Here is a 13,020-nt window from a genome sequence, read left to right on the forward strand (position 1 = left end):
TGGAGAAGGAACCTCGGGGGGTCGGGAGGTAGCCCGTGTCGCAGTCGTCGTGGCAGTCCTGGCAGGGCGAGGACGAGCCGCCGGTCAACGGCGGGCCGTGGCCGGTCCCGGGACGGCACGGGGACACGCCGCGCCCCCTGGACCCGCGCGTGCGGCAGGGCCCGCAGGCCCACCTCCCCCGCCCCTGGCCGGCCCACGGCGCCGCGCCGATGCTCGCCTCGCACGCCGACCGGGAGCGGGCCGTCGACGTCCTGCGGGCCGGGTACGCGGAGGGCCGGCTGGAGAAGGCGGAGTTCGACCAGCGGGTGGCGCGGGCCTACGCCGCCCGGGCGGTGGGCGAGCTGGCGGTGCTCGTCGGCGACCTGCCGCAGGGGCCCGTTCCGCAGTCGGCGCCGATGGCCGCCGTACCGCACACCTTCCGGCCCGTGCCGCCGCCGCGCACCAACGGCAAGGCGGTCGGCGCCGCCGTGTGCGGGCTGCTGTGCGTGCCGACCCTGGGTCTCACGGGCATTCCGGCGGTGATCCTCGGACACACCGCGCGCGCGGAACTCCAGCGCACCGGGGAAGTGGGCGACGGTCTCGCGATGACCGGACTCGTTCTGGGCTGGCTGTCCACCGGGGCGTGGGCGATCATGATCACGCTGATGATCCTGCTGGGCCTCACGACCGGCTGACGGCCGCGGGCCGGCCGGTCCGGCCCGGTCCGGTGATCCACACGCGGTGCGGGGGCTTGACACGGGCCGCACCGCGATACGGGCGTGGCCCGTTCCTTTTGACCACAGCGAATGCGGTAGGTACGCTCAGACCTTGTGCCTGGGGTGTGCCCTGGCCCTCGTGCGTGCCTTCCACCGCACAGGGGCGAGCGCGGCCACCGCAATCTGCGCCCTTCTCGCCTCACGGCGGGGGGCCGCGGTATTCGACACACCCGACCGCGTGGGTCGGAGATGTTCCGGGTTAGCTTCACCATTCGGCACACAGAAACCGGAGAAGTAGTGCCTACGATCCAGCAGCTGGTCCGGAAGGGCCGGCAGGACAAGGTCGAGAAGAACAAGACGCCCGCGCTCGAGGGTTCGCCCCAGCGTCGTGGCGTCTGCACGCGTGTGTTCACGACCACCCCGAAGAAGCCGAACTCGGCCCTGCGTAAGGTCGCGCGTGTGCGTCTGACCAGCGGTATCGAGGTCACTGCTTACATTCCGGGTGAGGGACACAACCTGCAGGAGCACTCCATCGTGCTCGTGCGCGGCGGCCGTGTGAAGGACCTGCCCGGTGTTCGTTACAAGATCATCCGCGGCTCGCTCGACACCCAGGGTGTCAAGAACCGCAAGCAGGCCCGCAGCCGCTACGGCGCCAAGAAGGAGAAGTAAGAATGCCTCGTAAGGGCCCCGCCCCGAAGCGCCCGGTCATCATCGACCCGGTCTACGGTTCTCCTCTGGTGACCTCCCTCATCAACAAGGTGCTGATGAACGGCAAGCGCTCCACCGCCGAGCGCATCGTGTACGGCGCCATGGAGGGCCTGCGCGAGAAGACCAGCAACGACCCGGTCATCACGCTGAAGCGCGCGCTGGAGAACATCAAGCCGACCCTTGAGGTCAAGTCCCGCCGTGTCGGTGGCGCCACCTACCAGGTGCCGATCGAGGTCAAGCCCGGTCGCGCCAACACGCTCGCGCTGCGCTGGCTCGTGGGTTACTCCCGCGCCCGCCGCGAGAAGACCATGACCGAGCGCCTCCTCAACGAGCTTCTCGACGCCTCCAACGGCCTCGGTGCCGCTGTGAAGAAGCGCGAGGACACGCACAAGATGGCCGAGTCCAACAAGGCCTTCGCGCACTACCGCTGGTAGTCGCAGTCCACATCGAGACCGAGAGAAGACGAAAGCCTTATGGCTACCACTTCGCTTGACCTGGCCAAGGTGCGCAACATCGGCATCATGGCCCACATCGACGCGGGCAAGACGACCACCACCGAGCGGATCCTGTTCTACACCGGCGTCTCGTACAAGATCGGTGAGGTCCACGACGGCGCTGCCACCATGGACTGGATGGAGCAGGAGCAGGAGCGTGGCATCACGATCACGTCTGCTGCGACCACCTGTCACTGGCCGCTCGAGGACAACGACTACACGATCAACATCATCGACACCCCGGGTCACGTCGACTTCACCGTCGAGGTGGAGCGTTCCCTCCGGGTGCTCGACGGTGCCGTGACCGTGTTCGACGGTGTCGCCGGTGTCGAGCCGCAGTCCGAGACGGTGTGGCGTCAGGCCGACCGTTACGGCGTGCCCCGCATCTGCTTCGTGAACAAGCTGGACCGTACCGGCGCCGAGTTCCACCGCTGCGTGGACATGATCTCGGACCGCCTGGGCGCCCAGCCGCTGGTCATGCAGCTCCCGATCGGTGCCGAGGCCGACTTCAAGGGCGTCGTGGACCTGGTCCGCATGAAGGCGCTCGTGTGGTCCGCCGAGGCCGCCAAGGGCGAGATGTACGACACCGTCGACATCCCGGCCACGCACACCGAGGCTGCCGAGGAGTACCGCGGCAAGCTGATCGAGGGCGTCGCCGAGAACGACGAAGAGATCATGGAGCTGTACCTGGAGGGCCAGGAGCCCACCGAGGAGCAGCTCTACGCCGCGATCCGTCGTATCACCATCGCCTCCGGCAAGTCCGACGACGTCACGGTCACCCCGGTGTTCTGTGGCACCGCGTTCAAGAACAAGGGCGTCCAGCCCCTGCTCGACGCGGTCGTGCGCTACCTGCCGACCCCCCTGGACGTCGAGGCCATCGAGGGCCACGACGTCAAGGACCACGAGGTCGTCGTGAAGCGCAAGCCGTCCGAGGACGAGCCCCTCGCCGCGCTGGCGTTCAAGATCATGAGCGACCCGCACCTCGGCAAGCTCACCTTCGTCCGGGTCTACTCGGGCCGCCTGGAGTCCGGCACCGCCGTGCTGAACTCCGTCAAGGGCAAGAAGGAGCGCATCGGCAAGATCTACCGCATGCACGCGAACAAGCGTGAGGAGATCGAGTCGGTGGGCGCCGGCGACATCGTCGCCGTCATGGGCCTGAAGCAGACCACCACCGGTGAGACGCTGTCGGACGACAAGAACCCGGTCATCCTGGAGTCCATGGACTTCCCGGCGCCGGTCATCGAGGTCGCCATCGAGCCCAAGTCCAAGGGTGACCAGGAGAAGCTCGGCGTCGCGATCCAGCGGCTGGCCGAGGAGGACCCGTCCTTCCAGGTCCACTCCGACGAGGAGACCGGCCAGACCATCATCGGCGGTATGGGCGAGCTGCACCTTGAGGTGCTGGTCGACCGTATGCGCCGTGAGTTCCGGGTCGAGGCCAACGTCGGTAAGCCGCAGGTCGCATACCGTGAGACGATCCGTAAGGCCGTCGAGCGCGTGGACTACACCCACAAGAAGCAGACCGGTGGTACCGGTCAGTTCGCCAAGGTGCAGATCGCGATCGAGCCGATCGAGGGCGGCGACGCCTCGTACGAGTTCGTCAACAAGGTGACCGGTGGTCGTATCCCGAAGGAGTACATCCCTTCGGTCGACGCCGGTGCGCAGGAGGCCATGCAGTTCGGCATCCTGGCCGGCTACGAGATGACGGGCGTCCGCGTCACGCTTCTCGACGGTGGTTACCACGAGGTCGACTCCTCCGAGCTGGCCTTCAAGATCGCCGGATCGCAGGCCTTCAAGGAGGCCGCGCGCAAGGCTTCACCGGTTCTCATGGAGCCGATGATGTCCGTCGAGGTCACCACGCCCGAGGACTACATGGGCGAGGTCATCGGCGACATCAACTCCCGCCGTGGCCAGATCCAGGCCATGGAGGAGCGGGCGGGTGCCCGTGTCGTCAAGGGTCTCGTTCCCCTGTCGGAGATGTTCGGCTACGTCGGCGACCTCCGCAGCAAGACGTCGGGTCGCGCAAGCTACTCGATGCAGTTCGACTCCTACGCCGAGGTTCCGCGGAACGTCGCCGAGGAGATCATCGCGAAGGCCAAGGGCGAGTAACGGTCTCCGTTCACACGCTTTAGGCTTGACTCCGGAGCCACCAGCGGGGCATTCCATCGCCAACCCGATGAAATGCCCCCAGGCCCGGGCTATCCAGCAAAGATCACCTGGCGCCGATGAAGCAAGGCGTTCAGAACCACTCCACAGGAGGACCCCAGTGGCGAAGGCGAAGTTCGAGCGGACTAAGCCGCACGTCAACATCGGCACCATCGGTCACATCGACCACGGTAAGACGACCCTCACGGCCGCCATTACCAAGGTGCTGCACGACGCGTACCCGGACCTGAACGAGGCCTCGGCCTTCGACCAGATCGACAAGGCTCCCGAGGAGCGCCAGCGCGGTATCACGATCTCGATCGCGCACGTCGAGTACCAGACGGAGACCCGTCACTACGCCCACGTCGACTGCCCCGGTCACGCGGACTACATCAAGAACATGATCACGGGTGCGGCGCAGATGGACGGCGCCATCCTCGTGGTCGCCGCCACCGACGGCCCGATGCCGCAGACCAAGGAGCACGTGCTCCTGGCCCGCCAGGTCGGCGTCCCCTACATCGTCGTCGCCCTGAACAAGGCCGACATGGTGGACGACGAGGAGATCCTGGAGCTCGTCGAGCTCGAGGTCCGCGAGCTGCTCTCCGAGTACGAGTTCCCGGGCGACGACCTGCCGGTCGTCAAGGTCTCCGCGCTGAAGGCCCTTGAGGGCGACGCGGAGTGGGGCAAGTCCGTCCTCGAGCTGATGAAGGCCGTGGACGAGGCCATCCCCGAGCCCGAGCGTGACGTCGACAAGCCGTTCCTGATGCCGATCGAGGACGTCTTCACGATCACCGGTCGTGGCACGGTCGTCACCGGTCGTATCGAGCGTGGTGTCCTCAAGGTCAACGAGACCGTCGACATCATCGGCATCAAGACCGAGAAGACCACCACCACGGTCACCGGCATCGAGATGTTCCGCAAGCTGCTCGACGAGGGCCAGGCCGGTGAGAACGTCGGTCTGCTGCTCCGCGGCATCAAGCGCGAGGACGTCGAGCGCGGCCAGGTCATCATCAAGCCGGGCTCGGTCACCCCGCACACCGAGTTCGAGGCGCAGGCGTACATCCTGTCCAAGGACGAGGGCGGCCGCCACACGCCGTTCTTCAACAACTACCGCCCGCAGTTCTACTTCCGTACGACGGACGTGACCGGCGTCGTTACCCTCCCCGAGGGCACCGAGATGGTCATGCCGGGTGACAACACCGAGATGAAGGTGGACCTCATCCAGCCCGTCGCCATGGAGGAGGGCCTGAAGTTCGCCATCCGTGAGGGTGGCCGTACCGTGGGCGCCGGCCAGGTCACCAAGATCAACAAGTAAGTCCCGCTCGCGGTTCTTGCTTGAGGGTCGCTGACCTTCAGTGGCACTGAGGGGCCCGCACGACTTCGGTCGTGCGGGCCCTTTCGCGTGCGCGGGGGCGGCAGCGTCATCGATCAAGGTCCCGCGTCGAGGTAGCCGTGTCCCGCCTCACCCACACGCCGGCGTGGCGGCTGGCCTATCCGGTGCTGAGAGTGATGATCCCGGTGCCCGGCACCACCGGGTGGTCGGAGTCGGCCGGCCCGAGGGTGGTCCAGCCACCGCTGTCCAGCGTGGAGTTCCAGTAGACGCGCTCGTCCTCGGGCAGCGTCAGACGTACTGATTGAGGACGTTGATCGAAGGCGCCGGACTGCTCCCCCTCGTGTCCTTGGGCTGCGTCCAACGCTGCACATGCGTAGTGGATGTGGGACCCGCTCGGGTACACCGAGGCAACGATCACTCCGCTGATCAGGGTTTTTTGCGGTGGTTGGCAGTGAAGCGCGCCTTCTTCTGACGATTGCCGCACGTGTTCATGTCGCACCATTTGCGGGTGCGGCTTCGGCTTGTGTCGAAGAAGGCGGCTTGGCAGGTCGGTGAGGCGCACAGGGCCAGTTTTCCGTCTCGTTCGCCCGAGATAATGCTGATCGCGTCGGCGGCGATCACGCTGAGGGCGTCTTCCACGCAGGAAGTCGAGCTGAGCTGCCACTGCCGCTTGCCGTCGGGCGTCAGGATCGCCGCAGCCCGACCCTGAGCACTGCGGTTATTGATGACGTGGACGGCAGGGGCGGGGAGAGCTTCCTGGACCGCGGCTGCTGTCGCGGCGGCGTGAATCGACTCCCTCAGTTCCCGAGCGAGGTCGAGCTGAGTGGTGGTACAGGAGTCCACGACGAGGCCATACACGGCCAGCCAGTCGACGAATCGCTGCGGCGTGGGTATGCGCTCCACGGCGTCGCCATGACGCTCCGACAGAGTCCCCGTGAAACTGGTCGCCAGCACCGAACCGAGGCGGAAGTCAGGGAAGCTAGCGCGCATGGAACCACCTTAGCTGGTTGCGGCATGGCTCGGAGAGCTGTTAGAACCATCTACGCCGGTTCCGTGAAGCCAGGAGGTCTCATGCCCCGTCCGATCAGCGACGTGCAAGCATTTGAAGCCCATGCGACTGACGCCGACCTCGACGATCTGCGCGTGCGACTGGCCACGGCGCGACTGCCGGAGGCTGAGACGGTTCATGGCGCCGTGCCCGGCTCTCGCCGGTGGGCGCAGGGCGTTCCTCTCGCCGATCTCGTCGATGTCGTGCACTACTGGCGCACCGGGTATGACTGGCGGTCTTTCGAAGAGCGCCTCGACCGGATCGGCCAGTTCCACACGATCATCGAGGGGCTGGGAATCCACTTCCTGCACCGCCGATCCGCGCGAGCGGATGCCACTCCTCTGATCTTGACGCACGGCTGGCCGGGCAGCATTGCCGAGTTCACCGATGTGGTGGAGGAGTTGGCGGACCCGAAGGATGCGGACGCGCCGGCGTTCCACGTCGTGGTCCCGTCGCTGCCGGGCTTCGGATACAGCGAGAAGCCGGCCACCATCGGGTGGGGAACTGAAAAGATCGCGGGCGCGTGGGTCGCACTGATGGGAAAGCTCGGCTACGGCAAGTTCGTCGCCCACGGCGGCGACTGGGGAGGCAATATCACCACCGTTCTCGGAGGCAGGTTCCCGGCGCATGTTCTCGGTATCCACACAACGTTCGCGGAGGCGCCGCCCGGGTTGACGATGGACGGGCTGACGTCGGTCGAGCGCCAGTGGGCCGAGGAAACCCGCGAATTCTGGCACCACCGCGCGGCGTACGCGAAGCAGCAGGCGACCCGGCCGCAGACCATCGGTTACTCACTCGTCGACTCTCCGGTTGGGCTTCTTGCCTGGCTCCTCGACAAGTTCGCCGAGTGGTCGGACACCGAAGACAGCCCGTTCGAGACGATTTCCAGGGACCGCATTCTTGACGACGTCACCCTGTATTGGCTGACGCGGAGCGGCGCATCGTCGGCCCGGATTTATTACGAAAGCCACAACTCACTCGACCCCGAACTCCGGGTCGATATCCCGTCAGCGATCACTATGTACCCCCGCGACATAGAGAAGAGTCCGCGCCCCTGGGCACAGGAGCGGTATCGCCAGATCGTCCGCTGGAGGTCACCCGAAACCGGGGGACACTTCCCGTCGCTGGAGGTCCCCGAATATTTCGTCAAAGACCTGCAAGAGGGCCTCGCGGCAGTGCTGGCCGCTAGGGTCTGTTACGAAAGTGGGTCAAGGTCGCGGTAATCGAGTGCGAGGGCTCAGCCGGACTGGCATACTCCGCGCGGTGACAACCCACCACACCCCCGGCCCGGCCCTGATCACCGGCGAACGCGACGCCGAACTCAACGAACGTCTGACTGCCGAACTCGTCGCCTTCAACACGGCCGCGACAGGTGCGGCCGATCGTGACATGTTTTCAGTCAAGGTCACCGATGAAGCAGGTGAGCTGATCGGCGGACTGGCTGCCTGGACCTGGGGCAGTTTGTGCGGCATCGAACTGCTGTGGGTGCGCGAGGACGACCGCAAGGATGGATGGGGCGGCAGGATCCTGCATGCGGCCGAGGCCGAGGCCCGGCGACGCGGCTGTGACCGCGTGGCGGTCTCTTCCTTCACCTTCCAGGCCCCAGGCTTCTACCAGCGGCACGGCTATGTCGAGACCGGCCGGACCCTGGGCATTCCCGGCGGACATGCGGACGTGCACATGTTCAAGTCGTTGGCGTCGTGAGCTCACGCCGTCGAGCGAGGCGTGAATGCTCGCCTCACAGCCACTCATTGATCGCGGCGATCAGCACGGTGGCCTCGTAACGGACAGCGAGCTTGTCGTACCGTGTCGCCACGCGGCCCGGTGCCGCTTGAGGCGGTTGATTCCGCACTCGACCGCGTGACGCTCGCGGTAGTCGTCAGGGTCGAAATGCGGCGGCCGGCCGCCGCGGGAGCCGAGCTTCTGGCGGTTGCGCGCCTGGTCGGCCTTGTCGGGGATGGTGCAGCGGATTCCGCGGCGGCGCAGGTAGGCGCGGTTTCCGCGGGAGGCGTACGCCTTGTCCGCGCGAACCCGATCGGGGCGGACGCGTGGGCGGCCTGGTCCGATGCGGGGCACGTGGACTTTGGCCAGCACGGGTTCGAATTGTGGCGAGTCCCCGCGCTGCCCTGCTGTGATCACGATCGACATGGGCTTCCGGCCCTGCTCTACGGCCAGGTGCAGCTTGGTGGTGAACCCGCCGCGCGAGCGTCCCAGTCCGTGATCGCCGGGCTCTGTGAAGACACCGCCCGGTGGTTCCTTCTGTAGGTCACCCCGTTTGCGGGCCCCGGCCGCGTGCTGATGGGCGCGGCACACGGTGGAGTCGACGCTCAGATCCCACGTGATCGCCACCCTTCGCGTCGGCCAGGGACTGGAGCCGGGTAAGGATCCGTTGCCAGGTGCCGTCCCGCTGCCATCGGCGAAACAGGTCGTAGATCCGAGCCCACGGCCCGTACTCGGCGGGCACGTCCCGCCACGGCACACCGGTCCGGACCCGGAACCGTATGCCGTCGATCAGTAGCCGCCGGGACCAGACAGACGGCCGCCCCGCCTTCGCCCCCTTCGGCAACAACGGCTCCAACATCGCCCACTGCTCATCCGTGAGATCTCCCCGACCCATGAACCGTGATCATTCAAGCCCAAGATCAACTTTCCATACACGGCCTAGTCGCTGAACGCGGCTGGGTGCGGGTACTGGAGCCGGTCTCTTACTGCCGTCATGGCCTCGTCCAGTACGGCGGTCAGCTCTCTGAGCGCTTCCTCGGCGACGGCCGCGTCCTCGTGCTCCAGGTTGCCCTTGGCACGGCTGTGCCGGGTGGCGAGGTCGGGGCGGCGGGCGATCTCGATGTCCCTCGCCCAGGACAGGACCCAGCTCCGCACCGGACTGAGGGACTGCCACTCCACGGCCCTGGCGAACGCCTCGTCCTTGGTCCGCTGCATCTCCGGCAGACGTCCGGGGGCGACGGCGGCGAGCGCGGCGCGCAGGGCGTCGGCAGTCTGCTCGGGGCGGGGGATCAGCTCGTGTCCGTGGTTGGCCTGCGTGCTCATGGAGTCCTCTCGGGAGGGGCCTGGCCGGTTTCGCCATCCCGCGCCACTGAGGTGTCGGGGAGCAAGGTGGTGTGCCTCTGCTGATCAGGAGGTGTACGGCGGTCAGGTATCGCGGCAGTCGCGGCATCTGGTGTCCGGGCCCGGGGCTCTGAAGGCGCGGTCGCAGCCGTCGCAGTTCCGTAGCTCGTGGCGGGGTGGTGGCGGGGGTGGGGCCGGGGCCCGGAAGGCGGGTGGGGGTGGGAGCTGGGCCGTCAGGCGGTAGGCCAGGAGGGCGGCCGGGCGGTGCAGGTCCTCCGGTGGCAGGTCGGTGGTCAGGGCGTGGCGTACGGCGCCGGGTGGGACGTCGCGTTCCAGCCAGGCAGCGACGCCGGGGGCCAGATGGGCCGTGTCGCAGGCGGAGAGGAGCAGGCGGGGGTCGACGCGGCGCAGGCCGGCGAGGAGGTCCGTCGCCTGCTGGACGAGGGCGGGGGAGGGGTAGGACGGCCGGGGTACCGGAGGCAGCGCGCGCTTCTTCCTGGGGGGCGGCGGTGGCGGCGGCGCCGGGTCGGCGGGCTGCTGGTGCTCCCTGGTGGCGCCCGACTGGTGCTCCCTGGTGGCGCCCGGCTGGTTGCAGGAGATCGTGCGGGTGATGATCCGGCCGTTGGGGAGGCGTTTCACCTCGCGGCGGAGATAACCGTGCGCTTCCAGCTCGCGCAGCGCCGACGCGATGCGCCTCGTGCCCTCCGGGAAGCGGGCCGAGAGTGCCTTGATGTCGGCGGGGGCGCCGGTCGGCAGCGACTGGATGTGCACCGCCAGGCCGATGGCGAGGCCGGAGAGCGCGCCGTTCTGGGCGAGGTGGTTGCCGATCACCGTGAAACGGGAGGCGTGGCGGGTGTTGTCGTGGACGACCCCCGAGCGGACGTCCGAGTGGGGGTTTCCGCCGGCAACGCCGGACCGTGCGCGGCGACGCGCGCTAAGGTTCTGGGTATCCATCGGGAAGCTGCTTTCTTCCTGTGTGGTCAGGCCCTCGCACTGGGATTGCCGTCCCGGCGGGGGCCGATGTGTTTTCGCGGGGCTTGCGGTGGTGTGCGGCTGAGCGTAGGGCAGTCAGGGGCCGAATGTGCCAGCCCAGCCGGTGATGTTCACCCTCGCGAGTGAGAGCGGGCCACGGGCGGAAAGGTGGGGTTCGGTGGGGTCCTTTCCCTCTCACGTTCCTTTGGGGAAGGCGCCCGAACCACCGAGGTGCGAGGACGCGGGTTCCGGTGCCGCGAGCGACAGTTCCGCCCACACCGTCTTGCGCGGAGCACGTTCTTCCGCTACGCCCCAGCGGTCGGCCAACGCCTCCACCAGCAGCAGGCCGCGGCCCGTCTCGCCGGCCGCCGAGACCGCCTGGCGCCGGGGCAGTCGCTCACCGCGCGTGTCGGTCACCTCGATACGGAGGGTGCCGCCGACGACGTGGAGCGTGAGCCGGAAGTCGCGGCCCGGGACGCGGCCGTGGGTCGCCGCGTTGTTCGCCAGTTCGGCGACGATCTGGTCGGCGGGGCTGGTGGGCAGCGCCCAGGAGCGGAGCTGCTCGGTCGCCAGCAGCCGGGCGAGGCGCGCCCCGCGCGGGGTCGGCGAGAGCTGTACGTGGAAGTGCCGGACGGTGGTGTCGAGTTCGGCGGATTTCTGGATCACGTCACCCAGCGTGGCTTCTCGCGCTTACCGTGAACAGTGATGCACCCGCTACGTAGGGTCACTGTCGGGTGTGGTGCGGCGCCGTCTGCGCTGTCGGGACGGACCGTGGACCGGTACGGAGGAGGGGTGGCGACATGGCGGACGACTCGGGGTGGGAAGTCGACCCGGACGACGAGTGGGGAGTCGCGGTCATCGAGACGGTGGGGCGGCAGTTGAGGCTGTGGAGAGAGGCGGCGGAGATGCGGGCCGCGGATTTCGCGGTGGCCATGGGGTACGGGGAGGACCTCGTCTACAAGGTGGAGGGCGGGAAGCGGATTCCCCGCAAGGACTACTTGGACAAGGCCGACGAGGTCCTGGACGCGGGCGGCCACATCTCGGCGACCTGGGAGGACGTCAAGAAGGTCCGGTACCCGAAGAAGGTGCGGGCGTTGGGGAACTTGGAGGCGAAGGCGGTAGAGATCGGCGTCTACGAGAACAACAGCATCCACGGGTTGTTGCAGACACCCGAGCACGCCCGTGCCCTGTTCGAGGCGGCGCAGCCGCTGTATTCGTCCGACGACGTGGAGCGCATGGTGGCCGCACGTATGGCGCGGCAGACCGTCTTCACGCGCGATCCGGCGCCCTCCGTCCACTACGTCCTGGAGGAGGCGCCGCTGCGGCGGCCCATCGGAGGCAGAATGGTGTGGCGACCGCAGCTCGAACGGCTGTTGGAGGTGGGACGAATGCGTAACGTCCATCTCCAGGTGATGCCGTTGCACTGTGAGACGCACTCGGGACTGGACGGCCGGATCGAACTGCTGAAGTTCGCGGACGGCACGGCCGTTGGTCGATCGGACGGGGCGTTCAACGGCCGCCCCACCACTGATCCGAAGCAACTGCGCATCCTTGAGCTGCGGTATGGCACGATCCGGGCGCAGGCTCTCCCGCCCCGGGAGTCACTGGCCCTCATCGAGAAACTGCTGGGAGAAACGTGAACGAGCTGGCCTGGTTCAAGAGCAGCTACAGCAGCGGCAACGACGGCAACTCCTGCGTCGAGATCGCGATAACCCCCCACACCATCCACATCCGCGACTCCAAGAACCCCGCCTCCACCGGCCCCCGCCTCGCGCTCACCCCGGAGTCCTGGGTGGCGTTCGTCCCATACGCGCGTTAGGTCTGGAGGAAACGTGGACGAGCTGGTCTGGTTCAAGAGCAGCTACAGCGGCGGCAACGACGGCAACTCCTGCGTCGAGGTCGCGATAACCCCCCACGCCATCCACATCCGTGATTCCAAGAACCCCGCCTCCACCGGCCCCCGCCTCGCGCTCACCCCGGAGTCCTGGGTGGCGTTCGTCCCGCACGTCTGTTAGGCCGGGCGGAGCCTGTTGGTGTATCTCGCCGCCACCCCCAGCAGCACGGACGCAGTCGCGCAGGCGACGACGAGGCCGTTGAGCCACAGGTAGACCCCGGAGCTGGCGAACGTCGTGCCGTCGTCCAGGACGCAGTCGAAGGCCGGTGGCAGGTACGAGGCGTGGTGGGTGGCGAGGTGCGCCACGAGGTGGGGGGCGGCCTCGCGGCAGGCGGGTGCGGGGGAGGAGCCGGCGCCCGAACCGGCCTGGTTGACGGAGAGTTCGACGGCGCCGAGCGCCATGAGCAGGAGCATGACCGCGGCCGCCGCCAGCATGACCGCGGCCCAGCGCAGCAGCCGTACGCCCCAGTCCGGGCGCCGGCCCGGCAGCGCGACGGACAGCGCCTTCACGACCACGGCGATGACCCACAACGGGGTGGCGAGCAGCGCCCCTGCGCCGAGCAGCATCAGCACGTTGCCCTTCCCTTCCGCGGACGGACTTCGCCGCGAGTTTCCGAACTCCGGGTTAACCGCCCGCCAACAGTGCGGGAGAGGTTCGCGTGAGTTTCCCC

The 13,020-nt window shown here is 67.7% G+C and carries 16 protein-coding genes and 1 pseudogene; 10 read left to right on the top strand and 7 right to left on the bottom strand.

The features are described from left to right. Nucleotides 1–35: 35 nt before the first annotated feature. The 5 genes from ABEB00_RS30150 to tuf all read left to right on the top strand — a co-directional run bounded on the left by ABEB00_RS30150 (nt 36) and on the right by tuf (nt 5,354). Complete coding sequence (locus ABEB00_RS30150) at nt 36–674, top strand: DUF1707 and DUF4190 domain-containing protein (protein WP_425586594.1); 639 nt, start codon at nt 36–38, stop codon at nt 672–674. Nucleotides 675–992: 318 nt separating this feature from the next. Next, entirely contained in the window at nt 993–1,364 is a 372-nt protein-coding gene (gene rpsL, locus ABEB00_RS30155; protein ID WP_003948652.1) for a 30S ribosomal protein S12, read from the top strand. 2 nt (nt 1,365–1,366) lie between these two features. After that, a complete protein-coding gene (gene rpsG / locus ABEB00_RS30160; RefSeq protein WP_031045724.1) occupies nt 1,367–1,837 on the top strand; it encodes a 30S ribosomal protein S7 in 471 nt (156 codons plus the stop codon). Nucleotides 1,838–1,876: 39 nt separating this feature from the next. After that, nucleotides 1,877–4,003, top strand: coding sequence for an elongation factor G (gene fusA, locus ABEB00_RS30165; RefSeq protein WP_345623743.1), 2,127 nt, complete (start codon nt 1,877–1,879; stop codon nt 4,001–4,003). A gap of 157 nt (nt 4,004–4,160) precedes the next feature. Then, nucleotides 4,161–5,354 (top strand): elongation factor Tu, encoded by a 1,194-nt coding sequence (gene tuf, locus ABEB00_RS30170; protein ID WP_345623744.1) that lies wholly within the window; start codon nt 4,161–4,163, stop codon nt 5,352–5,354. Nucleotides 5,355–5,529: 175 nt separating this feature from the next. Here the strand turns inward: tuf and ABEB00_RS30175 are convergent, their stop codons facing one another. Continuing rightward, on the bottom strand, nt 5,530–5,733 hold the full coding sequence (locus tag ABEB00_RS30175) for a hypothetical protein (protein ID WP_345623745.1): 204 nt from the start codon (nt 5,731–5,733) through the stop codon (nt 5,530–5,532). Between the two features lie 65 nt (nt 5,734–5,798). Further along, nucleotides 5,799–6,362: a CGNR zinc finger domain-containing protein gene (locus tag ABEB00_RS30180; RefSeq protein WP_345623747.1), complete on the bottom strand. Its 564-nt coding sequence runs from the start codon at nt 6,360–6,362 to the stop codon at nt 5,799–5,801. An 81-nt stretch (nt 6,363–6,443) separates the two neighbouring features. Between ABEB00_RS30180 and ABEB00_RS30185 the strand changes: the two genes are divergently transcribed. Both ABEB00_RS30185 and ABEB00_RS30190 read left to right on the top strand, forming a co-directional pair. Next, entirely contained in the window at nt 6,444–7,643 is a 1,200-nt protein-coding gene (locus ABEB00_RS30185) for an epoxide hydrolase family protein (protein WP_345623749.1), read from the top strand. A 40-nt stretch (nt 7,644–7,683) separates the two neighbouring features. Next, nucleotides 7,684–8,124 (top strand): GNAT family N-acetyltransferase, encoded by a 441-nt coding sequence (locus tag ABEB00_RS30190; protein WP_345623752.1) that lies wholly within the window; start codon nt 7,684–7,686, stop codon nt 8,122–8,124. Nucleotides 8,125–8,158: 34 nt separating this feature from the next. On the opposite strand, the pseudogene ABEB00_RS30195 reads toward ABEB00_RS30190, so the two are convergent. From ABEB00_RS30195 to ABEB00_RS30210, 4 genes and pseudogenes are all read right to left on the bottom strand, one after another. Next, nucleotides 8,159–9,037 (bottom strand): annotated as a pseudogene (locus ABEB00_RS30195) (IS5 family transposase). Between the two features lie 44 nt (nt 9,038–9,081). Beyond that, complete coding sequence (locus tag ABEB00_RS30200) at nt 9,082–9,465, bottom strand: hypothetical protein (protein WP_345623753.1); 384 nt, start codon at nt 9,463–9,465, stop codon at nt 9,082–9,084. A gap of 102 nt (nt 9,466–9,567) precedes the next feature. Then, nucleotides 9,568–10,437, bottom strand: coding sequence for a helix-turn-helix domain-containing protein (locus tag ABEB00_RS30205; RefSeq protein ID WP_345623754.1), 870 nt, complete (start codon nt 10,435–10,437; stop codon nt 9,568–9,570). Between the two features lie 213 nt (nt 10,438–10,650). Continuing rightward, on the bottom strand, nt 10,651–11,121 hold the full coding sequence (locus ABEB00_RS30210; protein WP_345623756.1) for an ATP-binding protein: 471 nt from the start codon (nt 11,119–11,121) through the stop codon (nt 10,651–10,653). Between the two features lie 134 nt (nt 11,122–11,255). On the opposite strand from ABEB00_RS30210, the gene ABEB00_RS30215 reads away from it, so the two are divergent. The 3 genes from ABEB00_RS30215 to ABEB00_RS30225 are packed head-to-tail and all read left to right on the top strand — an operon-like array spanning nt 11,256 to nt 12,470. Continuing rightward, a complete protein-coding gene (locus ABEB00_RS30215; protein WP_345623757.1) occupies nt 11,256–12,095 on the top strand; it encodes a helix-turn-helix domain-containing protein in 840 nt (279 codons plus the stop codon). Beyond that, nucleotides 12,092–12,274 carry a DUF397 domain-containing protein gene (locus tag ABEB00_RS30220; protein WP_345623758.1) on the top strand — a complete coding sequence of 61 codons (183 nt, stop codon included), beginning with the start codon at nt 12,092–12,094 and terminating at the stop codon, nt 12,272–12,274. Before ABEB00_RS30215 ends, ABEB00_RS30220 begins: the two co-directional genes overlap by 4 nt. Nucleotides 12,275–12,287: 13 nt before the next feature. Next, nucleotides 12,288–12,470 carry a DUF397 domain-containing protein gene (locus ABEB00_RS30225; protein WP_345623760.1) on the top strand — a complete coding sequence of 61 codons (183 nt, stop codon included), beginning with the start codon at nt 12,288–12,290 and terminating at the stop codon, nt 12,468–12,470. Here the strand turns inward: ABEB00_RS30225 and ABEB00_RS30230 are convergent. Further along, the gene (locus tag ABEB00_RS30230) at nt 12,467–12,916 is read right to left on the bottom strand and encodes a hypothetical protein (protein WP_425586595.1); all 450 of its coding nucleotides are present in this window, start codon (nt 12,914–12,916) and stop codon (nt 12,467–12,469) included. The two genes, ABEB00_RS30225 and ABEB00_RS30230, sit on opposite strands and share 4 nt — an antisense overlap. Between the last annotated feature and the right edge of the window lie 104 nt (nt 12,917–13,020).

The sequence above is a fragment of the Streptomyces ziwulingensis genome (assembly GCF_039542605.1).
GTDB lineage: Bacteria > Actinomycetota > Actinomycetes > Streptomycetales > Streptomycetaceae > Streptomyces > Streptomyces ziwulingensis.

What these genes read in the sequence shown, in the direction of transcription:
- ABEB00_RS30205 (WP_345623754.1), bottom strand. Translation starts at nt 10,437, where the DNA reads ATGGATACCCAGAACCTTAGCGCGCGTCGCCGCGCACGGTCCGGCGTT.
- ABEB00_RS30180 (WP_345623747.1), bottom strand. Translation starts at nt 6,362, where the DNA reads ATGCGCGCTAGCTTCCCTGACTTCCGCCTCGGTTCGGTGCTGGCGACC.
- fusA (WP_345623743.1), top strand. Translation starts at nt 1,877, where the DNA reads ATGGCTACCACTTCGCTTGACCTGGCCAAGGTGCGCAACATCGGCATC.
- ABEB00_RS30200 (WP_345623753.1), bottom strand. Translation starts at nt 9,465, where the DNA reads ATGAGCACGCAGGCCAACCACGGACACGAGCTGATCCCCCGCCCCGAG.
- ABEB00_RS30185 (WP_345623749.1), top strand. Translation starts at nt 6,444, where the DNA reads ATGCCCCGTCCGATCAGCGACGTGCAAGCATTTGAAGCCCATGCGACT.
- ABEB00_RS30230 (WP_425586595.1), bottom strand. Translation starts at nt 12,916, where the DNA reads ATGCTGCTCGGCGCAGGGGCGCTGCTCGCCACCCCGTTGTGGGTCATC.
- ABEB00_RS30215 (WP_345623757.1), top strand. Translation starts at nt 11,256, where the DNA reads ATGGCGGACGACTCGGGGTGGGAAGTCGACCCGGACGACGAGTGGGGA.
- rpsG (WP_031045724.1), top strand. Translation starts at nt 1,367, where the DNA reads ATGCCTCGTAAGGGCCCCGCCCCGAAGCGCCCGGTCATCATCGACCCG.